The organism is Thorsellia anophelis DSM 18579 (assembly GCF_900111395.1).
GTDB classification, from domain to species: Bacteria; Pseudomonadota; Gammaproteobacteria; order Enterobacterales; family Thorselliaceae; genus Thorsellia; species Thorsellia anophelis.
In genome coordinates, this window is the sequence record NZ_FOHV01000003.1 from 130,295 (window position 1) to 154,640 (window position 24,346).

Below are 24,346 nucleotides of genomic sequence, written 5' to 3' on the forward strand. Positions count from 1 at the left end.
TTAAAAGGCACAGAAATCTAACACTTTTTAGCCAATAAAACAAGATAATATCTATAATTTACCAAAAAATATTCATTTACTTACCTAAGCTGAATTTATTCATAATAAACTTCAAAGCAGTTTCATACACTTCGGTAATGGTTAAATGAGTGGTATCAATTATCAATGCGTCAACCGCCGCAATGAGAGGCGCAACAGCTCGGTTACGATCGCGTTTATCCCTCTCTATTATATCTTGCAAGACCTCTTCTGGATTACAAGGAGCACCAGCTTGTTTGAGTTGATAGATACGTCTATCAGCACGAGCTTGTGTGCTAGCATCAATAAATAATTTCACGCTTGCATTAGGAAAAACGACTGTACCCATATCTCTGCCATCAGCAACTAATCCTGGTTTGATTGCAAAATTTCTTTGGCGTTGTAATAGTGCGTCTCTTACTTCTGCAATTGTGGCTATTTTCGAGGCTGCGATACCAGTGCTTTCCTGCCTAACTGCCTTAGTAACATTTACACCGTCAAGATATACTTCAATAGAACTTTCATGAGACTTAAATTCAACATTTAAGGCTTTTGCTGTTTCCACTAGTTGTTTTACTGGTGCATTTTCCAACCCTTTATTTAGAATAGATAGCGCTAATACTCTATAAATAGCACCAGAATCTAAAAGTGTCCAGCCAAAATGCTGAGCTAATGCTTGGCTTAGTGTTCCTTTTCCAACACCGCTTGGTCCATCGACGGTAATAATTGGCACATCAATTTGTTCATTTTTCATTTTAATTAAATAACCTTACAAGCCATACACGTTAGTTAAATACATTCAATAGTATGATAAGCTTACTTGATTGAGTCTTGTGTTGAAAGTGATAAAAACTCTTTAAAATAGGTTGGGAAAGTTTTACTTGTACATCCCGGATCGTTAATCGTTACAGCTGTATTTGACAAAGCAACAAGCGAAAAACACATCGCCATTCTATGATCATTATAAGTATCAATTTTTGCCACAGTTAACTGGGTAGGCGGAGTGATATGAATATAATCATTACCTTCTTCAACAATAGCACCTACTTTTCTAAGTTCAGTCGCCATCGCAAATAATCTATCCGTTTCTTTTACTCTCCAGTTGTAAATATTACTAATCCTTGTCGGACCTTTTGCAAATAAAGCTGTAGTTGCAATTGTCATAGCTGCATCGGGTATATGATTTAAGTCCATATCAATTCCTTTTAAATTACCTCGTTCTGATTCAATATACTCTTCTCCCCAAGTAATTTTAGCACCCATTTTTTCTAATACATCAGCAAATCGAATATCTCCTTGCACACTATTTTTACCAATACCCGTAACCCTAACCTTACCACCTCTAATAGCCGCTGCTGCTAAAAAATAAGAAGCAGAAGAGGCATCACCTTCCACAAGATAACGACCTGGGGAAGAATAATTTTGTCCGCCTTTAATCTCGAAGCGTTCATATTCATGATTAATCACGTCAATACCAAATTGGGACATCATTTGCAAAGTAATATCAATATAGGGTTTAGAAACAAGATTGCCTTTAATTACAATTTCTGTATCTTGCATTGCAAGCGGTGCCATCATAAGTAAAGCAGTCAAAAATTGACTAGAAATCGTGCCATCTACCGTTAATTGCCCCCCTTCAAATCCACCTTCTATTTTAATGGGTGGGTATCCTACTTCTTCAACATAAGTTACCTTTGCTCCAGCTTGAATAAGTGAATCAACCAAATGACCTATTGGTCTCTCTTTCATTCTTGGCTCGCCAGTTAACAAAATGGGTGGATGTTCACTTAAACATAATGCAGCGGCTAAAGGCCGCATAGCTGTTCCTGCATTTCCTAAATAAAGCTCTAAGGGCTCTGTTTGATTTTGGGTTAATACGCCTCCCATACCAAACACTTTACAGCGTGTTTTATCTGACGAAAGTTCATATTTCACGTCTAATGTGGTTAATGCCTTGAGCATATAGTGCACATCATCGCTGTCAAGTAAGTTAGTAATTTCAGTCTCACCATGCGCAAGTGCAGCGAGCAGTAGGGCGCGATTAGAGATACTCTTTGAACCTGGTAAATTTATGGTGCCTGCAAAGTGCGAAATTGGTGTTAATGTTAATGCGTCAAGCATGAAAACCTCTTTTTTATATCTGGGAATAACAGAACCCTTTTAACTGCATAAAAGACTGTTATAGTTTAATCAATTTAATTCACTAATATTACTTTTAACAAATAATGGATAATATAAATCTTTAGAGCATTGAATAATTTCATTAGCCATGTCATCATTTATTGTTGTCACAATAGGTTGAGCAAAATACCGTTTTAAATAAACATTATTCTGTTCATGCTCATGCAAAATAGATAAATTTTTAGGCTTTTCACTTAAACTGTTTTGAGCATATTGAAAACAACTTTCAGGAAGTGCTAATAAGATACTCTGATGACCTCTTTGAAAATAATCTAATACAGTTAATAAATATTGGCTTGCCTCAGCTCGCGTTAATAACTCAAACTGTCTTATTTGCACGTCTTGTCCTTTAACGCCAACAAAAGTAGATTTTTCATTTTTTTGGCTTTTTAGTTCAAGTTCTTTTTCAGGTAAAGCAAGGCAATAAATAATATGTTTTAACCAAAAATTAAATGTATATTTTGCTCCCAAGCTACCAACTCGCCATTCAATCAATCCGTAATGCTTATCAATCTCAAGCCAACCAAGCAAATGCTTAATTTGACTTGTCACAGCAAATTCATCAATACCTTCAATTCTTGCAAATAGCTCAACCAGATTGAGATTAATTTCTAACATCATTTTTTGTTTGTTTTTTTCAAATAACTGGCTGTAACGCTCTTTTAAAACTAAATAGAGTGCATCAATAGTAATATTAGTTTCTTGCAAAACAAGTTCACCTGCGCTAAATGCAGGTAAATGACCTTTAGCCCTCAATAGTTCCCTAGAATAGTCAAACTCTATTGCGTTGACTTTATCCTCAAATAACTGTTTTTTCAATCCATATTTGGCAAGCCCATCAAGTGTAAAAGGCTCATCATTCTCAAACACTGTTGTGTATTCATTTAACACGACTCCCAATATAGATTTAAAGTAGTACTCAACCGGATGCTGGAAAAATCTAAGTAACGCTGTAAATTCAACCACAGGATCAAATTGATAAGGAATTGCTTGGTTAAATTCGCTGCCTAAAAGCTTTGTTTGATTCAAAGTAGATAACCATTCGCTGGCAAAACTTTTTTGATAACTTAGCTGAGATTGATTTATGCTGGGGGTATTGACGTCCTCTTTAAGTTGATAATTCTCAGGTGCATAAGGCACCCTAGAGTGTATCAGCATAAAGTGTTCTCGCATTTTTTTGCTACTATCATCACAAGAGAGTCCTTGAAAAGCCTCCAATACATAGCTTTGCGCTAAATAATCAATTAATTCACTTACAACTAAGGAAGGGTTCTTAGGCTGATTATCTTGAATACCTAATCCAACATAACTAATATACAACGCATCTTCGGCCGATATTATTGCCTCAAGGAAAAGGTATCTATCATCATCCCTTCGACTTCTATCACCTCTTTGGGTATGATTGTTCATTAAATCAAAACTGACTGGTGTCACTTTTCTTGGATAAAGTGCTTCACTCATTCCTAGTAGACAAACTTGCTTAAAAGGAATTGAGCGCATTGGCATTAATGTACAAAAATTAATTTTTCCTGCTAAAAATTTATGGCTACCTTTATCATTATCAGCAAGAATAAGCCAAGCTTCATGTAATAAATCAATATTAACACTTTGATGATAGCTAACCGTCAATCCAGATTGAACAACACTATCCCACACATCTAACAAAATAATTGATAAAGGCACTTCAGCATCATTAAATTCAAATAGGTCATCAAACAACTGAGTTAACATAGGCTGCCATTCACCCAATGTTCGGGCTTGCTGTAAATTATCCTGCCAAGCCATTAATCTCTCAATAATTTCACAAAATTGCCCCACCAATGCTGGCTCGATTTGCCCACCTCCATAAGGGGCTATATTTTGCCAAAGACCTGTGTTTTCTGATCTTGTCAAACCAAGTAGCAACCTATCTAACCCAAAACGCCAAGTAAATTGACCTGTAGGAGGCAATCCTTGATCCATTAACCATTCATCATCTCTTGCCCAATATATATGAGTTTGCTCTATCCAGTGCTGTAATTGACTTAGTGCATCTGGCGTTATGTTAAATTTCCGGCCAAGGGCAGGTACAGCAAGCAAAGTCATGATTTCCTCTACTTTAAATCGCTTGTCAGGCAATTGTAATAATTGACTGACAACCTCGACAATCGGATGAGTAGACTTCACACTTCTATCAGAAATTGAAAATGGTAAATATCTAGATTTTGGTGCATTACCAAATACAGCCTCAATATAAGGTGTATACAGAGCTATATCCGATACCATGACTACGACATCTTTTGGGGTTAATTCACTATTAGAATTAAACTGGTGCAGTAAGTAATCATAAAGCACCTCCACTTCCCTTAAAGTTGAGTGGCAGACATGAAAAGAAACACTTAAATCATGCTCATCCAGAAGAACTTTTGAGCGGCTATTTTGATAATCACTTTCTTTTAGCCCAAGCACTTGCCGGTTAGTTAAGTTTAAGATATCTGCTTTAAGTTGCGACAATAAATTATCAGATGGCTCTTCAACAAATGCCTCGATTTCTTGTACATGTCTCAAACTCGCAAATTGGAATAATTGATCTCTAGCTAATTTCCCCCAATTAGCTAGTAATGGATGAACAGTATCAACCATATCACTTAAAGGTGGGTACTTCGATAAATTCAAATCAGCAAATGAAAAAGTTGTTTTAATATTCTGTTCTAAATTATTTCGTTTAAGGGGTAATTGTAATCTGTGCCTAATTTGAGTAGCGATTTCTTGGATATCTGCCCAATAATAACGACAAGGATTAGTATACATTAAATGAACATCACAATGGTTGCCTAATGCTTCTAAAACCTCAATATATAAAGGTGGCAAAGCAGATATACCACAAATGAAAATTCTTTCTGGTAAATTCAAACTACCTGGAGTCGCTTTATTTAAATATTCAATTAATTCGTCATACATTGAAGCTTTATGAGATAAAATCAAATTTTTAGAAGCTGCATATTCATTTAGTTTCTTTGATATATCTAGCCATAATAATGCTTGCCATGCTTCAGCTTCTCCTAGGCTATCGATTCGATTTCCTTTTTCCCACGCAATCGTCCATTCTGGTCTATACACTAAATAATGGTCAAAAAGATCTGCGCATTTAAGGGCTAAATGGTATAATTTTTTATCTTGAACATCATCTGATAAATAACGTTTAATGCTTTCAAATTCAGAATATTTTAATTGTTGGGGCAAGCTATCCATCAGTAACCAGGTCATAGTAAGCTTATCGAATTGCAACTCACCAGCACGCCCATCATGTTGTTTTAAAGATGTGAATAAACGCCACAAATAGGTTGCGGGTAAAGGAAAATCAACATTTGCCAGTACACCTAATGTTTGACCGAGCTCTATTTGAAGCCATTTTGCCATTCCTGAACTTTGAACGACTATTGTCTCTTTTTGCATAGCAGATCGTAAAGGAGACATTTGCATCAGATGTGCGATAAGATTTTTTAAAACGTCTAACTTATTTGAATGGTAAATAGTGAACATGTATTATGGCCTCAAAAAATATGAGCGTTATATTTGACAAATGCTATGCCAACTTTTTACTTAAATTTGCACATGACAAGAATGATTTAAAACCACCTTTAAAATTTAGTGATAAAACAAGTGATCTGCATATATGAAAAATCCACCTAAACCGCTTAGTTCACTGTTAGAACAATTCAGTGATAGTAATAAACCATTACAATCGCTCATGAGTCAATCTGCTGCCTTAAAAGAACTCAGTAAAGCACTTAAAACCATTTTGCCTCCAAACATGCGTCCACATGTCAGGGCAGCGAATTATCGTGAAGGGACACTTATCCTTCACATTAGTAGTGCAGCTTGGCAAATGCATCTTAATTATATGCGTGAAGAACTCATATCTACATTAAGGCAATCTGTATTACCAAGTCTAGTTTCTATCAGTTTTAAGATTAATCCTGATATATTAACATCAAATTTGCAATCTACCGAGCTTAGCGAATATAAATTAAAAAAACCGATTGCTTTTACCTTAAAAAATCCCAGAAAACTCAGTCTACAAAGTAGTGAGATTTTAATTAATCTTTCACACAGTGTTTCGCCTGCACTTGCTAAAGCGTTAAAAAATTTGGCAATTCATGGAATGAAATAACCAGATTCTACACTCAATTGCTAGAACTGTATAAGCCTAATTGTGCTAATATAGTTCAATTTGATTAAAAGTTGATTTTTTGAGCTAATAGAAAATACTTTGAGGATAAGACAAACTATGTATTTAACTGATGAACAAGCACTTGACATCGCATTTGAATTATTTAGTGAACTTGCAAGTGATAATTTAAACCCAGATGAGATGTCTCTTTATAACACTCATTTTTCTTCAACTGGATTTATTGAATTATATGATTTTGAGCCTTCTACGTTAGATGAAATTGCCCTTGACCCTAATGAGCATGAAACTACTATCAAAGTAGATGAGAAGAGCGGCGACCAATTTGTAGAGATATTAATAGGGGCTCGTCCCTCCCCTAATCAAGCTGAACTTTTATTTGCAAAAATTGTACTTAATCTCAAAAAAGAAGATAAGCACAGCCATATTCAGTGGATGAGCGATTTATATTAAAATAGAATTTAGAACAAAGCCATCGTTTAAAAGAAACGAACACGATGGCTAAATTTAAGAAGGGCTTATGATTTTTGAGGCAAGTCTATTTTGTAGGTACTGCACTCTTTATTTTTAATTTGTGCATAAAAATCGTTACCTTTATCATCAACTAAAATGAATGCAGGAAAGTTTTCCACTTCAATTTTCCAAATGGCTTCCATCCCTAGTTCCTCGTATTCAACACACTCTAGCTTTTTAATACTTTGTTGAGCTAATACAGCTGCAGGCCCACCAATGCTACCGAGATAAAACCCACCATGTTTTTGGCATGCATCAGTCACTTGCTGACTACGATTTCCTTTAGCCAACATAATTAAGCTACCACCATGAGATTGAAGTAAATCAACATAAGAATCCATTCGACCTGCAGTCGTTGGTCCTAATGACCCTGATGGATAGCCTTCAGGGGTTTTGGCAGGTCCAGCATAATAGATAGGGTGATTTTTAACATAATCTGGCAGCCCTTCACCGCTATCGATTCTTTCTTTTAATTTAGCATGTGCAATATCCCTAGCGACAATGATGGTCCCTGTTAGCGATAACCGAGTTGCAACTGGATATTGAGACATCGTCTTTAATATCTCGCTCATTGGTTGGTTGAGATCGATATGAACTACTTCACCCTCACCTGCTTTACTTAATGCTTCAGGGATGTACTTGCCAGGGTTATCCTCTAATTTTTCTATCCAGATACCATCCTTGTTAATTTTGGCTTTAATATTTCTATCGGCTGAACAAGATACCCCCATACCAACAGGGCACGATGCGCCATGTCTAGGTAGTCTAATCACTCTAATATCATGAGCAAAATATTTTCCACCAAATTGGGCCCCGATACCAAAATTTTGAGCTTCCGTTAATAATATTTTTTCTAGCTCAACATCTCTAAATGCTTGACCATGCTCATTCCCTACTGTAGGCAACGTATCATAATAATGTGTTGATGCCAGTTTAACTGTTTTGAGATTCGCCTCAGCAGAAGTACCGCCTATCACAAATGCAATATGATAAGGAGGGCAAGCTGAGGTCCCAATAGATTTCATTTTTTCAACTAAATAATTTTTTAACGTCGCTGGATTCAATAGTGCTTTAGTTTCTTGATATAAAAATGTTTTATTTGCAGAACCCCCACCCTTAGCAATGCATAAAAAATGATATTCATTGCCATCAACAGCATAAAGATCGATCTGAGCTGGTAAATTAGTGCCCGTATTGACCTCTTTATACATATCTAAAGGGGCATTTTGAGAGTAACGAAGATTATTTTGCGTATAAGCATGATAAACTCCTTTTGATAACGCCGCTTCATCCCCTTTTCCAGTCCAAACCTGCTGGCCTTTTTTACCCATAATGATCGCTGTGCCTGTATCTTGGCAAGTCGGTAATACGCCTTTTGCTGCAATTTCAGAGTTTCTTAAAAATTGCAATGCAACATATCTATCGTTATCACTGGCTTCAGGATCGTCTAAAATAGATGCAACTTGTTGTTGATGGCTTCTGCGCAACATAAAAGAGGTATCATGAAAAGCTTGTTGAGCTAATAAAGTTAACGCTTCTGGTTCTATTTTTAAGATTTCTTGCCCTTCAAATTCTGTCGTTTTGACAAAATCACTGCTTAATAAATAATATTCTGTTCCATCATCTGTTAAAGGAAAAGGAGCTTGAAAGAAAAACGGTTTATCTGACATGATATTATCCTTAAATTGCATGTAGCTTGCATTCAACCTATTGAAGGCTAGCAGAAAAGTTAGATTAAAACCTGCATAATCTAACCAAATCAATATTACTATATGAGTTCAGGTATAAGAGTAGCATAGACATCAAGTTACACGCAATTTGAACACTCTAATTACGTGACTTACTTACCATATATCGACACTACAAAGCCAATAAACACATGCCATCTCAATTTTTTAACCACCTCCCCCTCACACGCTCAGTACCTAGGGATGTGTAAAAGTATCGTATTTTTTGGCTTTTAAGCCACTTTTAAAATTCAGTGTGCATTCTTCTTTCATTGAAATTACCCAATGCAATCATAACATTTTTAGTAAAATTGCCACTTAATTTGGATTATCGTTTTTTTTAAAACACGAAGATTGCAGTGATTAAATCAATCGTACAGAATCATCATCTGAGCACGTAATGCATAGTTTGATGTCTTTGTTCTGACATTGATCTAGGTATTTTTCTATAGCATGCCAAAATGTGATGGTTGTTTTAAACATCACTAATAAGCATACCGCGGTACTGATTTCATCACAAAAAAATGCAGATTCTGCCTGCTTACGATAAAAACCATTCAATCCTCTTGCTCGCCCGATATTGATCCATGATCGGCTCATAGCAATCCAATCATGATTGACAGGGTGATACTCTTGGCAAAAATAGAATGTGCTATCCCACCCATTATCGACATCATAGAATAAACAAATCGCTTTTGCTTGCTCAGCTTGAGCCCGTTCAATACAAATAGGAATATAGTGTTCAAGGGTATGTTGATACTTTTTCAGAGGAACTGAGAGTATTTTGTCAATTAGAGTATTGTCTAATTTCAAAGCTATTGCAGTATCCATCACATACTCTTGTGCTTGTGCAATATTGCCGCTTTCAATTAATTCTTTGCATTTCGACCAATAATTGTAATAATTCATCCATCCAATGCCTATTCGATAAACTTACTATGGCTCATATCTCTATGGGCCATAGTTAAAATTAACGTGATGCCTAAAACCTTTAGAATGAGGTTATTCGCCAAATATTAAGGCAGTGGGGTCACCCTCATCATACGCATACCCTCTATACATTCCCTCACTATTGAAACATAAACTGATATTACCCCATTTATCCACCGCGATGAGCCCACCCTCTCCGCCCATCGATTTTAGTTTCGATATCACGACTTCTTCTGTTGCTTGGGTAAGGGTATAGTCTTTATATGTCATTAAAGCATGTACATCAAAAGCAGCGACTGCTCTCATAAAGACTTCACCAGTGCCAGTACATGAAATAGCGACACTCTCATTATTAGCATAGGTGCCTGCGCCAATAATTGGGCTATCGCCAATTCTGCCAACCTGTTTATTTGTCATCCCACCTGTTGAAGTCGCTGCAGCCAGATTACCTTCAGAGTCTATAGCAACCGCGCCAACCGTTCCAAATTTATGTTTTTCATCTAAGGGAGTCAATTCAGGTAAAGGGACACTGGATTTCCCACTATGATCAAGCACCACTCCTTGATTATTTTTGAGCGCTTCATGCAGTTGGTTTCGTCTAAATTCCGTTGAAAAATAATCTTTATCCACCATCTCAATATGATGTTTCCTTGCAAACGCTTCGGCGCCTTGGCCTGATAATAGGACATGTTCGCTCTCTTGCAAAACTTTTTTAGCCGCAATAATCGGATTTTTAATCTGCGCGACACCTGTAATCGCACCGGCTTGTAAGCTTGCCCCATCCATAATTGCGGCATCTAATTCATGTGTGCCTTCATGGGTAAATACGGCGCCATAGCCCGCATTAAACAAGGGACAATTTTCTAAACCTATCACCGCTTCAGTCACAACATCGATAGCTGTTGCACCTGATTTCAAAAGCTGTTGGGCCTTTAACAGTATTTCAGTTAACGCTTGTGTGTATCGTTCAGCTTGCTCTTGTGTTAAGGTAGATTGGCTAATTACCCCCGCTCCTCCATGAATCACCACAACAGGTCTAATTTTTTTCATCCTGACATTCCTTAATTGACATTCTTAACTTGATAATTTTAATTGTCATAGCTTAATCACTTCTATTCTATCGTCTATGAAAGAAAGACTTAGTTGAGTGTTTCTGCATGATGACAAGCCACTTTTGAAGAACCAATATGCCTTAATTCAGGCACAACCTCTTTACATTTATCTGTCGCAAAGGGGCATCGCTGATGAAAAACACATCCTTTAGGTAAATTTAAGGGACTTGGTAATTCACCTGTAATTTCAATGGTCGCTCGCCTATCCTCTGGATAAACCATTGGTGTTGCTGATAACAGTGCTTTTGTATAAGGATGCAAAGGCGTCTGATACAGTGTTTTCTTGTCACTTATCTCAACCGCTCGACCTAAATACATCACGAGGACATTGGTTGCAATATGCTCTACAACAGATAGATTATGCGAAATAAATATGTAACTTGTGTTAAATACATCTTGCAGATCCATGAATAAATTCAATACCTGCGCTTGAATTGACACATCTAACGCGGATGTTGGTTCATCTGCGATAACGATTTCAGGATTCAGCATCATCGCCCTAGCTATGGCAATTCGTTGCCGCTGCCCACCTGAGAACATATGGGGATACCGTTCAGCAAATTCAGGTCTAAGCCCAACCTTCTGCATCATTTCAGTTACCTGCTCTCTTCGCTCTGCTGAAGATAACGCTGTGTTGATGCGCAGTGGCTCCTCAAGCTGCGTTGAAACTTTTGCTCTTGGATTTAACGAGGCATAGGGATTTTGAAATACCATTTGCACTTTTGACCTAAGGGATTTTAATTCATCTCGCCTTAAGTTATGAGTGCTTTGACCATTAATAATGACCTCTCCACTCGTTGGCTTTTCTAGCAATGTCAGTTGTCTTGCAAGAGTCGACTTTCCGCATCCAGATTCACCCACTACGGCTAAAGTTTCACCTTTATTGAGAGTAAAATCCAACCCGTTAAGTGCCTTTATCGCCCCTTGCCCTTTTTTGCTAAAAAACGATCCAGTAAGCCAATGACCTGATCCTGCATAATGTTTAGTTAAGTTCTTAACAACTAATGGTGTTGTTTTATCTGTCATTGCAATTCCCCCTCATTTTGCCTATGGATAATTGTCTCTAGAGGATAATGACATCTAACTTGCCAATTACTTGTTGGCTGTACATCACTCTTATTTAAAGTTAATTGTGGATGATGATTGACACATTCAGGTTTCACGTAGGGACATCGTGGTGACAACAAACATCCTGCGGGCCTGTCTGATTGCCCTGGGACAATACCTGCTAACGAACTTAATCGTTCTGCTCCTTTGCTATGCTCTGGTATCGCTTTAAGAAGCGCTTCGGTATAAGGGTGAGCGGGTCGCCTAAATATGTCTGGTACAGGAGCAACCTCAATGACTTCACCTGCATACATCACAGCGGTCCTTTGGGCTATTTCAGCGACAACAGCTAAATCATGAGTGATGAGAATCAATGACATATTATATTTTTTTTGAAGCTGAACCAATAACTTCATAATTTGAGCTTGGATAGTCACATCAAGAGCAGTAGTCGGTTCATCAGCAATTAATAATTTAGGATTACATGCAATCGCCATTGCAATCACCACTCGTTGGCACATACCACCTGAAAGTTGATGTGGATACTGATTCATACGTTTTTCAGGAGAAGGGATTTCAACCATTTTCAATAACTCAATCGTTCTCTCAGTCAGTTTATTTCCTTTTAACTTCTCATGAAGCTCAAGCACTTCCATAATTTGCTTACCGACAGTATAGCTTGGATTAAGGGAAGTCATCGGATCTTGAAAGATCATCGCAATCTCTTTGCCAATAATTTTACGGCGATTAGCAGCAGAGAGTGTTTTCAGATCGGTGCCTGCAAAATTGATGGTGGTCGCTGTGACTGTCCCTTGCTTATCTAATAGTCCCATTAACGCCATCATCGTCACGGATTTACCTGATCCGGACTCTCCTACAATACCGAGAATTTCGCCTTGTTTGACATGTAAATTAATTTTATCAACAGCTTTAAAGGTTTTGGTTCCTTTACCAAAGGTAACACTGAGATCTTGAATGTCTAATAGCAATGGTGCTTCTGTTAATTCGGTCATGACTGCTCCTTAACTTGCTTGCTTTAATTTAGGATCGAGCGCATCTCTTAAGCCATCACCGATAAGATTAATAGAGATAACCGATAATAAAATGGTGAGCCCAGGATAGGTCACAATCCAAGATGATTGAGTGATATATTCCCTTGCTGAGGCAAGCATTGTTCCCCATTCAGGTGCAGGAGGCTTAACCCCTAACCCCAAGAAACCAAGTGCCGCAATCTCTAAAATAGCGGAAGAAAAACTCATCGTCATTTGAACAATTAAAGGCGCTAAGCAATTTGGGAGCAATGTAATAAACATTAATCTCAATACTCCTGCTCCTGCGACTCTTGCAGCCAAGACATATTCTTTATTCAGCTCTGTCATAGCTGTTGCGCAGGTTAACCTAACATATGCAGGTAACGAGGCTACTGCAATTGCTATCATGGCATTGAGTAATCCTTGCCCTAAAATCGCCATTATCGCAACAGCGAGTAATAATGTAGGAAGCGATAACATCACATCGACAACCCTCATGATAACTGTCCCAAGCGTTCTAGGAAAAAAGGCCGCTAACAAACCTAATATTACCCCTGGGATCACCGCAAATACTACAGCACAGGCGGCAATAAAGAGCGATAATCTGCCACCATGAATAATTCTTGAAAAAATATCTCGGCCGGCTTCATCAGTACCTAATAAAAAAGTGCTATTGCCCTTTTCAGTCCAAGCAGGTGGGACTCTTAATGCATCTCTAAATTGCTCAATAGGATCGTGAGGTGCTATCAAAGGGGCGAAAATTGCGGCTAGTAAGATCATGATTAAAAAAATCAAGCCAAATACTGCCCCTTTATTTGCACTAAAGTTAATCCAAAATGACCAAAGTGTTGAAGGTTGAGATAGTTGTTTTGTTTTTGCAAGTGCTGTGGCTATCTCTTGATTAAGATTCGCACTGCTCTCTATAGAATCAATATTTTTCACTTAAACTCCTTAAGACTTGCCGTGACGAATTCTTGGATTGATCACACCATATAAAATATCAACTACTAGATTAGTAAAGATAACCAATGTCGCAATTAATAAAATGCCATTTTGTATGATAGGGTAGTCTCTTTTACCAATAGCATCTATAAGCCATTTTCCTATTCCTGGCCAAGCAAATAATGTTTCAGTTAACACGGCGCCACCTAACATTGCACTGACACTTAAACCAATAACGGTCACGACTGGAATTAATGCATTTTTAAGCGCATGTCCGAATATGACTTTACGAGGTGACAATCCTTTAGCATAAGCCGTTCTTACATAATCTTCTTTCAACACTTCTAACATTGAAGAACGGGTCATACGAGAAATGATCGCAAGCGGGATGGTGCCTAATACAATCGTCGGCAATATCAGATGTTTCAAAGCATCTACGAATGCACCTTCCATCAGATAAGGATCTGTAAAATGTGCCCAGATGACATCAATTAACATAAACCCTGTGATAGGCTCTATATCGTAATCTAAACTGATTCTCCCAGAAACCGGCGTCCAGCCAAGCCCGACTGAGAAAAACATAATTAAGATCAGTGCCCACCAAAAAATTGGCATAGAGAATCCCGTTAAAGAAAGCCCCATAACACCATGGTCAAAAATAGTACCTCGTTTTACTGCGGCTAACACACCTAGAGGAATGCCAACTACCACAGCAAATAACATTGCAAATATTGTTAATTCAAAGGTTGCTGGAAATCTTTCGAAAAATTCAGCCCAAACAGTATCTTGTGAGGTAAATGATCGCCCAAAATCTCCCTGTAGAATATCCATTAAATAACGCCCATATTGGATATGCAGGGGTTGATCTAACCCTAAATTCTTTAAAACTTCTGCATGATATGCAGGATCCAATCCACGCTCACCCATCATAATTTCTACAGGATCACCTGGAATTAACCTGACTAAGCTAAACGTGAGTAATGTAATTCCCAAAAAAGTGGGGATTAGCATCAATAACCGCTTTAAAATAAATGTTAACATTGTGCCTACCTAATAATTCGTAATATGATGAAAAGAAAATTTATTTGCCCCCATCAATACTCAATATTTGTCCAGTAATCCAAGAGGACGCATCAGACGCAAAAAAAAGCACACCATTTGCAATATCTTCAGCCTTGCCTAATCGACGCATTGCGATGGAATCTAAAATCTGTTTTTGTTTCTCTTCCCCAAATTTCTGCCATTGCTTTTCACTGCTTGGATTTGATCTTACAAACCCAGGTGCGATGCTATTAACCGTAATACCATAGGGGCCTAATTCATGAGCAAGTTGCCTTGTTAAACCAATTTGGGCGGCTTTAGAAGATGCGTACGCTTGAATTCCCGTCAAACTTATCCCTAATCCTGCACCGCTTGAAATATTGATAATACGCCCAAATCCTTTTTCTTTCATAAGTGGGGCGACTGCTTGTGAACACCAAAATGTACTATCTGTATTGACTTCAAATAAAGCGCGCCATTCATCAACCGTAATCGATTCTATAGGCTTACCTTCTTGCCCTCGAACGCCTCCTGCGCAATTGACTAAAATATCAACTGAACCAACCTCTTGGATAAACGCTTTCACCGCTTGCTGATTGGTCACGTCAACTTGACGCCCTTGTGTCGTTCCACCACATTTTTTGACTGTTTCTTGTAGAAGATTTTCATCTATATCACATACAAAGACGGATGCACCATGTTTCGCAAATGCATAGGCAATCGCCTGGCCAATGCCTTGAGCCGCACCTGTCACAACGACTGTTTTACCGGTAAAATTAAATGACATAACTGACTCCTTTGACAAAGAGATAATAAGCTACCTTAAATAAAAATGTTATTACCAATCTAATTATCATTAAAAATGATTGATTATATTTGATTGATCCGAATTAAGTTCTCTAGATTAGAGGCACAAAGCGGTTGCCCATCTTCAATGAGGTGGATACCATCAACCAAAGCACTTAATAACGGTGTATTAATCCCACATTCACTTGCGATCTTAATAATCACACCTAACTGTTCATTAACTTCTGTTTTACGTTTATGTATTGCTAAATCACGCCAAATTCCACTATGCGTTTTAGCTGATTTTCGATTAAATGCGACCATGTCATCAATCGAAGCATGGCTCAATTCAATAGGGGCTTGAGCTGTAAATGCATCTGGATTAAACCCATTGAATCCTTCTAAAGGAATGTCTTGTGCTTTAGCAACAGCACAAACCTCTTTTGCAAGTGCAATGAGAACTGAACGGTATTTAGGATGATGCAAAATATCAACAATCGAATCATTGGTCAGTGCAGTGGCAAAAAGGAGCGCCCCATAGGCCAATTTTCCCCATAAAAAACTAAAAATTCTATCCGTTACAATTGCGTTAGGTTCAAATTGCTTCATCCATTCTAATATCGTCTGCGCTCTATCTGAAATCGATCCATCCATTTCACCAAGAACCACCGCCCCTCTACCAGCATAATGAATATGGCCTGGTTCAAGAATATCTGCGCCGAAATTAATAAAGCATCCTAAGGTTCTCTGTTGACCTACAATACGGGCAATTGTATGTTCATTTAAGCCATTTTGAACCGAGATAACCACTCCCGTAGGACTTAAAAAAGGCCGTAACTGTTCGCATGCTTTTTCGGTGTGTAATGCCTTGGTACACAAAAATATGTGTTCAAATGAATGGGAAAAATTCTGTGCTAATTGTTCTGGCAAGTAAGCTTTAGCTGGCACCGAAAAAGTTTCAATCGGGCCACTAATCGTTAATCCTTTGCTGTTTATCGCATTAACATGTTCTTGATTACTATCGACCAAAATAACGTCAAATCCAGCTCTAATCCAATAAGCCGCCAGCGTTCCGCCCATTGCCCCTGCGCCCCAAATGACACATTGAGAATTATTCATATTAACCTCATTTTAAAACTTCATTCATGACTCAATAAGAGATTCAGCACTCTATTTATGACCAAGGCCCTTCTAAAATGGCACGTGTTTCATTAACAGCAACGTTCCACATTGCGAGCTCATCTTCTTCACTTCTTTGAAACCATCCACCGAAATTGCCTTCTGCTAAATACGCTTTTGATTCTTCTGCATTCATAATGGCATAGCGTTGATAATCAATAGGGGGTTTCTGATGGTCAGGAGAAGGTGCCTCTTTTAACCTTGTCCAAGGTAGATTTTCCATCCAAGATGCGTGAGATGAAGTAGGATCAATTTCCCTCACAGCCGCAAGCGTTTTTGGCGCATTCCACCAATTATAAAAGCGAACTTTTACCTCTGGATTGTTCAACATCCATTCTGCTGCAGCGCTTTGGGCTGGTTGGTTTCCACCGTGTCCGTTAACTAATACGATACGTTTAAAGCCACTGCGTTTTAAGCTATCTAACATATCTTGAATTAATGCAACATAAGTCGAGACCTTGAGCGTAACAGTGCCCGCAAATCCAGCAAAATATGGGGTAATGCCATAAGGAATCGCGGGATAGACAGGAATGCCTAGCGGCTCTGCTGCATCTACTGCGACTTTTTCAGCTAAAATCATATCCACGGCCATACTTAAGTAAGCATGCTGCTCAACACTGCCTAAGGGCACAACCACCCTATCATCGGTTTTTAAATACTCTTCTATTTGCATCCAATTCATATCTGCAATTTTCACAATGACTCCTTGATATATTGTTTAGAATTAAAGATCATACAACTTAGCAAACTTCTGCTCTAGATAAGTTAAATAGTCAGAAGGATCAATTCCTCTACCTGTAACGTTCATCAGTAACTCGTCAGGCGTGTACGTTCTACCATGAGATAAAATATTCTTAGTCAGCCAACTTAGCAAAGAATCATATTTAGCTTGGGAAAGATCTTGGTCAAGATAAGGCGCCTCTTTTAATGCAGCCTGCATAAATTGTGCAGCCATGACATTACCAAGCGTATAGGTTGGAAATGAACCTATCATACCTTTTGACCAATGGATATCTTGTAATACCCCTTCAGTATCAGTGCTTGGCATAATACCAAGATATTCTTGCATTTTAGCGCGCCAGTATTCAGGTAACTCTTTTACAGATAAGCTGCCATCCATTAATCCCATTTCAATTTCAACTCGCAGCATAATATGCAAATCATACGTTAATTCATCCGCTTCGACACGAATCAAACTTGGCTCAGAGCGGTTGATTGCTCGATAAAAGTCAGAAAGTGAAATATCATCCAATGTTCCTTTGAATGTCTCTTGCAATAAGCCATAATGATTTTGCCAAAATTCAAATGAGCGACCTACCCTATTTTCCCAAAGCCTTGATTGAGACTCATGAACACCATAGCTTGTTCCAGCAACCGCATATAATCCGATGAGATCTAAGGTAAGTGCGGTTTGATTTAATTCAGGGGCCACATTCTGTTCATATAAAGCGTGACCTGCTTCATGCAAGGTACCAAACAGGCCTGCATTTAGAAAATTAGGATTAAAACGGGTAGTAATTCGAACATCATCCCTTGTCATTGAAATTTCAAACGGATGTGTGGTGGTATCTAAACGTCCCCTTTTAAAATCATAGCCAATTTTAGAGGCTAAGGAATGTGAAAATGCACGTTGTTTTTCAATTGGGAAAGATCTAAATAAAAAATCATTATTGGGCTTAGGGGCTTGATGCACCTTTTTTGCTAATGGCACTAACCGTGCTTTTAATTGTTCAAATAACGACTTTAATACAGGTACTTGAAGTCCGGTCTCAAATTCATTTGTCGCCACTTCATACGGATGATTAACATACCCTACCCTATCTGCAATCTCTTTTTTTAAATTCACAATGCGTTCTAAGTAGGGCTCAAATAGAGAAAACTGATTCGTCGCACGGCCTTCTCTCCAAGCAATTTCTGCCAAAGAACATAATTCAGCTTGTTTAGTCACTAATTCTGTTGGGATCTTATCAAAATAGGCGATGGCATTTTTGACAGCTTTGACACTGCGACTTTCGATTAAGCTCAAGTTAGGATTATCATCTAGTTGGGCAACCGCAGTTTTCATCTCTTTTGATAAGATACGTTGCTGCGCCAATTTACTCAGAAGGCCGATTTGTTTACCTCTATTCTCACTTGCTTTTTCTGGCATGCCTGTACTTGCATCCCAATTAAGTAAATTAATAATATTGAGAAGGTGACTAATTTCACTGATTTGTTCGTTAAATGCATGATTGACCATAGATAACATCCTATTGATAAACGATTTTAAAACCTAGTTTAGAAAGTTGATTGCCTTAAACTTCGTTGTTAAGTGCGCGCGATAATGAATATGCGCGCACTTGTGTTGATTCACTTATGTTATATTTTTAGCCTATTCAATGATGTCAGCATCAGCATAAGAGTTTAACGTTAATGGACTTGCCACGACGCCTGTCACTTTTTTATTAATCGCTATTGCATTTAATGGGTGGAATAGTGTTACCCAAGGCACCGTGTCATTGAAAATCGCTTGCGCTTCTTGGTACATCAACACACGTTTCTCATGATCGGTCTCTGCCCTTGCATCTTTGAGTAGTTGATCAAAAGTTTCATCACACCATCTTGAGAAATTGCTCCCGTCAACTAAGCCTGAACAGGAGAAGTTATTTGATAAGAAATTATCAGGATCACCATTATCAGAGGCCCAACCTAATACCGCAGTCGTATGTTCACCATCACGGGCACGGCGCAGTAATTCACCCCACTCAAGCGTTTTAATGTCTGCGTTGACGCCAATTTTTTGAAAATCAGCTTGTAATAATTCTGCTGTTAATTTCGGATTTGGGTTAGAGCCACTTGTACCAGGTCTGACCCAAATTTCCATGTTAAATCCATCCGCTAATCCCGCTTCACTTAATAACCGTTTAGCTTCTTCGATATTAAGATCGAATTTTGGCACATTATTATTGTAACTCCATTGTGTTTCTGGATAAGGATTTGTTGCAGGCGTTCCTGCTCCTGCTGTCACCACATTAATTAAATTAGGTCTATCAACCGCTAAAGCGAGTGCTCTTCTGACAAGCTTATTATCTAAAGGGGGTTTTTGCATATTTAATTGTAAATAAGACGTGGTTAATGCACTGCCTTTAATGAGTGTTAGGTTCTCATTATTATCAAATTCAGCCCAATCTTGTGGACTTGGATACAGCATAACATCACACTCGCCTGCTTTTAATCTTTGTAGGCGAACTGAGGCATCTGGCGCAATACTAAAAATGAGTTGGTCTATTTTGGGTTTGCCTCTGAAATAACTGTCATTTGCTTGGTAACGAATACTCTGATCCTTGTTGTAACGCTTAAAGACAAAAGGACCTGTACCGATTGGCTTGGTGTCCATGTCTCTAAAATTGCCTGATTTTTCTAATATAGCGGCATATTCACTCGATAAAATAGACGTGAATCCCATCGCTAAGTCAGCAAGAAAAGGCGCTTCTGATCTTGTCAATTTAACTTGTACAGTGTAATCATCGATTTTGTTAACTGATTCAATGAGATTTTTAAAATCCATAGCTTGTGCATAAAACCACCCTTGAACAGCTGTTTTGTACCAAGGATTGGTTTCATCTAACTGCCTCGTTAGGCTATAAACCACATCATCTGCATTCATAGGCCTTGTTGGTGTAAACCAATCAGTTGTATGAAAATTCACCCCTTGCCTGAGATAAAATGTGTAAGTTTTACCATCCTCACTAATTTCCCAACGTTCAGCTAAAGCAGGTCTTAATTCAGTTGTACCTGGCACAAAATCAATTAATCGATTATAAATCGCTTCTGAAGACGCATCTGCTGTCGAATTAGCATGATAGAGTGAGTAATCAAATCCATCAGGACTCGCTTCAGTACAGACTTTCAACGTTTTAATCTCATCTGCAAATGTTAAAGGTGACATCATCATTAATAAGCTTGCTGACATCGTTAATGCAAATTTTTTCATAGCTCTTATCCTCATAATTATTAGTGGAATTTTAAAACATAATGACTTCATTTATTGTTTACAGCTGGTACGGATTAAAATCTTACCTCTACATTTGCTCGCAAAGCTGCATTTAGGATATGCAATTGCATGGCTTCTTTCGCCAATTTAGGTTCTCTCATAGCAATTGCATTAAATATGGCAGCATGTTCTTTTAGCGTAGGTGCCATAATCGTGTAATCACCATGCGGAGGCGATTGGCTTTTATTAACAGGTTGTCTAAATTGCTTGATGAATGCGCTCAATAACTTATTTTTAGCGATATTAATAATTTGACTATGAAACTCCATATCACAGTTCTGCACAGTTAATAAATCGCCAACTAATGCCGCAGCTTCGGCTTGTTCAATACACATCGCAAGCTGGGAGATTTCTTCATCGGTTGCTTCTCTTGCCGCCATGCTGGCTGCAAAGCCTTCTAATTCATGCCTAATTTCAAACACTTCTGTTATAGAATATTTTTTAAACGGCCAAGATGTTTCAGGTTTAGCCTCTGCTTGTACGACATAGACACCTTTTCCCGGTTGGATTTGAATAAACCCTTTTGATTCTATTATTGAGAGTGCCTCACGTAGGGACGCCCTACTAATATTAAGTGATTTTGATAACTCATTTTGAGATGGTAAACGCGTGCCTATTGCCCAAATTTTTTGATTAATATTTGATTCAATCTCTGTTGCGGCTTGTTGAACCACAGAGATGCGTTTTGTGGTCATAAATCCTTTTCCTTTTATAATCTAATGCTTAAATTAGTTAACCTCGCTAAAATTGACCTAACAGAACAGACAGGTCTGATCTGTTAATTTAAACTAGCAGAATTCATTAAAATCCACTAGAAAGTCACATCCATTTTGTGAGCTTAATCACATTTTTCAACCTAAGGACAAATAATATTACATTGCTTCTAAAAGAGTGATTTAAAAATTAGAAGTCTTGATAAATATGAAAAGTCAGCAAAATATGGAGATTCGGGGGATTTGATTGCTAAATGGTAGTAGATCGAATAATGATACTATCGAGCTCATAGTGTTACACTTATGTATTTTAGAGTATCTAAGACTTAAATGAATAAACTATTATGTCGACAAGTTGCTATGATAACTAAAACTAACCCAGTATACAGCGAGTATCAATTTCTAAACAATGAGAATACAGCATATGATTACCCTTTATCAAATTAAACCAGCATTTGTACAATTATTAAGACCGATTGCAGCAAACCTTGTTAAAAAAAGGCTAAATGCTAATCAAGTTACCTTAAGTGCACTTACCGGTTCTATCGTGGTCGGTACCCTTTTAATTATGTTCGGTAATACTTACCCAGTTCTATTCTTATTGATGCCTATTTGGATGTTTTTGCGCATGGCCTTAAATGCAATCGATGGCATTATGGCCAAAGAACATAATCAAAAATCTTCCCTAGGAGGATACCTAAATGAACTTTCTGATGTGATAGCAGATCTTTTTTTATTTTTACCCTTTGCCTTTATTGCCCCTTTTTCTATTTATTCAATCGGTACCGTCATTATTTTAAGTATTATTTCTGAGTTGTGTGGTGTGCTTGCTCATAGCATCAAAGTAGAAAGACGATATGATGGCCCATTAGGTAAAAGTGATAGAGCCCTCATTTTTGGTGCACTAGCACTCTGGGTAGGTTTATCTTTTCCTCTAAGCCACTTAGCGAGTTATTTACCTTGGTTAGTAAGCTTATTGATCTTAATTAATTGTTATAACCGTATAAAAAATGCACTACAGGTTGAAAAAACTCAAGAACACTAATCCAATTTTAATCATGAAAAAGGAACAATACAATGAATAGATCTTTTGAAACCCGTACATTTATTACCCATGATGACGTTGAGCTTTCCTATCGATTTTATCCAGCAACTAATAAAAATGGTTCTCAAACGCAGAATCATGCTATGACAGCAATAGAAGCGCCAGCTGTACATACTGCCTCTACCGAACAATCAAGTGGTGCAAAAGGTGCGATATTACTGTTTCATCGTGGACATGAACATGCTGGTCGCATGGCGCATTTAGTTGATGAACTTAATTTACCTGATTTTGATTTTTTTGCTTGGGATGCAAGAGGACATGGCCTATCGCCAGGAGAACGTGGCTACTCCCCTAGCATAGGGACTTCTGTACGAGACATACAATCATTTATGTTGCATATTACCCAACAGTACCAGCATCAAGAAAATGATATGTTTTTGATTGCTCAAAGTGTCGGTGCCGTACTTGCCTCTACCTATGTTCATGACTATGCTCCCAAAATTAGAGGAATGATCCTCGCTTCACCTGCATTTAAAGTCAAACTGTATGTTCCATTTGCCAGAACAGGTCTAAAAGTGATGCAAAAAATTAAAGGCAATTTTTTTATCAATAGTTACGTCAAGTCACGTTTTTTAACCCATGATAAAACTAGACAGGCCAGTTATGATAATGATCCTTTAATTTCAAGAGCCATATCATCAAACATTTTGCTTGGCTTGTATGACACAGCAGAACGAATCGTTGCTGATGCAAAAGCCATTACTATCCCTACCCAACTTTTAGTCTCAAGCAGTGATTGGGTGGTTCACCATAAACCTCAATATGAATTTTATCACCATTTAGGCTCTCCCCGTAAAGAGTTACATCGTTTAAGCGGATTTTATCATGATACCTTAGGGGAAGCAGATAGGCACTTAGCCATCGAAAAAATGAGACCATTTATTTTAGAACAGTTCAACACCCAAGAACAAAGCGTCGATTTAAAAGAAGCACATTTAAGAGGTTACACTTATGAAGAAAAACAATTACTCGAAGATCCATTAGATTCATTCGATCTGAAAAAAGCTTATTGGCGGACAATTAAAATAGGATTAGGATTGTCAAAATACTGTTCAAAAGGTATACAACTTGGATATCAGACTGGATTTGACTCAGGTAGTATGCTTGATTTTGTCTATACTAACCAACCTATCAGTAAAAATACTTTAGGTAAATTCATTGATAAACAGTACCTCAATAGCATTGGATGGCAAGGCATTCGCCAGCGCAAAGTTAATATCGAAGAGTTAATGATACGCTGTATCAATCAACTACAAAAGCATCAAAAGCCCATTAAAATTATTGATATTGCGGCAGGTCATGGAAGGTATGTACTAGATGCACTTGCCAAAATACACGTAATGCACCCAAATACGCAAATAGAAGAGGTATTATTACGTGATTTTAGTGAGCTGAATGTAAAACAAGGCAGAGAGTTAATTAAAGAGCACCAATTAGGTCATATTGCTCAGTTCGAACAGGGTGATGCATTTAATACTGACTCATTAAAAGCAATTGCTAACTCAAAAACATTAGGTATCGTCTCTGGCTTATATGAATTGTTTGATGATAATACGCTGATTAGCCAATCACTTGAAGGTATGTATCACGCCATTGAAACAGGTGGATATTTAATTTATACCAATCAACCTTGGCATCCACAACTAGAATTTATAGCAAGAGTCCTAACAAGCCATAGAGATGGTCAACCTTGGGTGATGAGAAGAAGAACCCAACAAGAGATGGATCAATTAGTTGAACAAGCTGGTTTTATAAAATGTGAACAACGTATTGATGAGTTTGGTATTTTTACTGTTTCAGTAGCAAGAAAACGTTAA

Annotated in this window: 20 protein-coding genes; 4 read left to right on the forward strand and 16 right to left on the reverse strand. The window is 37.8% G+C overall.

From position 1 onward, the window contains the following. Nucleotides 1-76: 76 nt before the first annotated feature. The 3 genes from cmk to recC form a co-directional block, all read right to left on the reverse strand. Nucleotides 77-772, reverse strand: coding sequence for a (d)CMP kinase (cmk, locus tag BMW37_RS02655; RefSeq protein WP_093317590.1), 696 nt, complete (start codon nt 770-772; stop codon nt 77-79). Nucleotides 773-834: 62 nt separating this feature from the next. Next, nucleotides 835-2,139 carry a 3-phosphoshikimate 1-carboxyvinyltransferase gene (gene aroA, locus BMW37_RS02660; protein WP_093317592.1) on the reverse strand — a complete coding sequence of 435 codons (1,305 nt, stop codon included), beginning with the start codon at nt 2,137-2,139 and terminating at the stop codon, nt 835-837. A 69-nt stretch (nt 2,140-2,208) separates the two neighbouring features. Next, nucleotides 2,209-5,721: an exodeoxyribonuclease V subunit gamma gene (gene recC / locus BMW37_RS02665; protein ID WP_093317593.1), complete on the reverse strand. Its 3,513-nt coding sequence runs from the start codon at nt 5,719-5,721 to the stop codon at nt 2,209-2,211. A 133-nt stretch (nt 5,722-5,854) separates the two neighbouring features. Here recC and BMW37_RS02670 point away from each other — a divergent pair, with 133 nt between their 5' ends. Continuing rightward, complete coding sequence (locus BMW37_RS02670) at nt 5,855-6,352, forward strand: DUF721 domain-containing protein (RefSeq protein ID WP_093317595.1); 498 nt, start codon at nt 5,855-5,857, stop codon at nt 6,350-6,352. 117 nt (nt 6,353-6,469) lie between these two features. Then, a complete protein-coding gene (locus tag BMW37_RS02675; protein WP_093317597.1) occupies nt 6,470-6,823 on the forward strand; it encodes a DUF440 family protein in 354 nt (117 codons plus the stop codon). Nucleotides 6,824-6,888: 65 nt separating this feature from the next. Here BMW37_RS02675 and fumA read toward each other — a convergent pair whose 3' ends face one another. The 13 genes from fumA to BMW37_RS02740 form a co-directional block, all read right to left on the reverse strand. Further along, entirely contained in the window at nt 6,889-8,553 is a 1,665-nt protein-coding gene (gene fumA / locus BMW37_RS02680) for a class I fumarate hydratase FumA (protein WP_093317598.1), read from the reverse strand. Nucleotides 8,554-8,973: 420 nt separating this feature from the next. Further along, nucleotides 8,974-9,519: a hypothetical protein gene (locus tag BMW37_RS02685; protein ID WP_093317599.1), complete on the reverse strand. Its 546-nt coding sequence runs from the start codon at nt 9,517-9,519 to the stop codon at nt 8,974-8,976. A 93-nt stretch (nt 9,520-9,612) separates the two neighbouring features. After that, a complete protein-coding gene (locus BMW37_RS02690; RefSeq protein WP_093317601.1) occupies nt 9,613-10,590 on the reverse strand; it encodes an isoaspartyl peptidase/L-asparaginase family protein in 978 nt (325 codons plus the stop codon). An 89-nt stretch (nt 10,591-10,679) separates the two neighbouring features. Then, nucleotides 10,680-11,678, reverse strand: a complete 999-nt coding sequence (locus BMW37_RS02695; RefSeq protein WP_093317602.1) for a dipeptide ABC transporter ATP-binding protein — start codon at nt 11,676-11,678, stop codon at nt 10,680-10,682. Continuing rightward, nucleotides 11,675-12,712, reverse strand: coding sequence for an ABC transporter ATP-binding protein (locus tag BMW37_RS02700; protein ID WP_093317603.1), 1,038 nt, complete (start codon nt 12,710-12,712; stop codon nt 11,675-11,677). The genes BMW37_RS02695 and BMW37_RS02700 overlap by 4 nt, the downstream gene beginning before the upstream one ends. Nucleotides 12,713-12,721: 9 nt before the next feature. Continuing rightward, the gene (locus BMW37_RS02705) at nt 12,722-13,624 is read right to left on the reverse strand and encodes an ABC transporter permease subunit (protein WP_425441749.1); all 903 of its coding nucleotides are present in this window, start codon (nt 13,622-13,624) and stop codon (nt 12,722-12,724) included. 57 nt (nt 13,625-13,681) lie between these two features. After that, nucleotides 13,682-14,713 carry an ABC transporter permease subunit gene (locus BMW37_RS02710; RefSeq protein WP_093317605.1) on the reverse strand — a complete coding sequence of 344 codons (1,032 nt, stop codon included), beginning with the start codon at nt 14,711-14,713 and terminating at the stop codon, nt 13,682-13,684. A gap of 40 nt (nt 14,714-14,753) precedes the next feature. After that, the gene (locus BMW37_RS02715) at nt 14,754-15,500 is read right to left on the reverse strand and encodes an SDR family NAD(P)-dependent oxidoreductase (protein ID WP_093317606.1); all 747 of its coding nucleotides are present in this window, start codon (nt 15,498-15,500) and stop codon (nt 14,754-14,756) included. A gap of 83 nt (nt 15,501-15,583) precedes the next feature. Continuing rightward, nucleotides 15,584-16,618: a ketopantoate reductase family protein gene (locus BMW37_RS02720; RefSeq protein WP_093317608.1), complete on the reverse strand. Its 1,035-nt coding sequence runs from the start codon at nt 16,616-16,618 to the stop codon at nt 15,584-15,586. A gap of 55 nt (nt 16,619-16,673) precedes the next feature. Then, a complete protein-coding gene (locus BMW37_RS02725) occupies nt 16,674-17,375 on the reverse strand; it encodes a creatininase family protein (RefSeq protein WP_093317609.1) in 702 nt (233 codons plus the stop codon). 27 nt (nt 17,376-17,402) lie between these two features. Further along, complete coding sequence (locus BMW37_RS02730; RefSeq protein WP_093317611.1) at nt 17,403-18,917, reverse strand: carboxypeptidase M32; 1,515 nt, start codon at nt 18,915-18,917, stop codon at nt 17,403-17,405. 132 nt (nt 18,918-19,049) lie between these two features. Then, entirely contained in the window at nt 19,050-20,651 is a 1,602-nt protein-coding gene (locus tag BMW37_RS02735; protein ID WP_177168557.1) for an ABC transporter substrate-binding protein, read from the reverse strand. 74 nt (nt 20,652-20,725) lie between these two features. Next, entirely contained in the window at nt 20,726-21,406 is a 681-nt protein-coding gene (locus tag BMW37_RS02740; protein ID WP_093317614.1) for a FadR/GntR family transcriptional regulator, read from the reverse strand. Nucleotides 21,407-21,848: 442 nt separating this feature from the next. Here BMW37_RS02740 and BMW37_RS02745 point away from each other — a divergent pair, with 442 nt between their 5' ends. Further along, the gene (locus BMW37_RS02745; RefSeq protein WP_342721309.1) at nt 21,849-22,469 is read left to right on the forward strand and encodes a CDP-alcohol phosphatidyltransferase family protein; all 621 of its coding nucleotides are present in this window, start codon (nt 21,849-21,851) and stop codon (nt 22,467-22,469) included. A 32-nt stretch (nt 22,470-22,501) separates the two neighbouring features. Further along, nucleotides 22,502-24,346 (forward strand): bifunctional alpha/beta hydrolase/class I SAM-dependent methyltransferase, encoded by a 1,845-nt coding sequence (locus BMW37_RS02750; RefSeq protein WP_093317616.1) that lies wholly within the window; start codon nt 22,502-22,504, stop codon nt 24,344-24,346.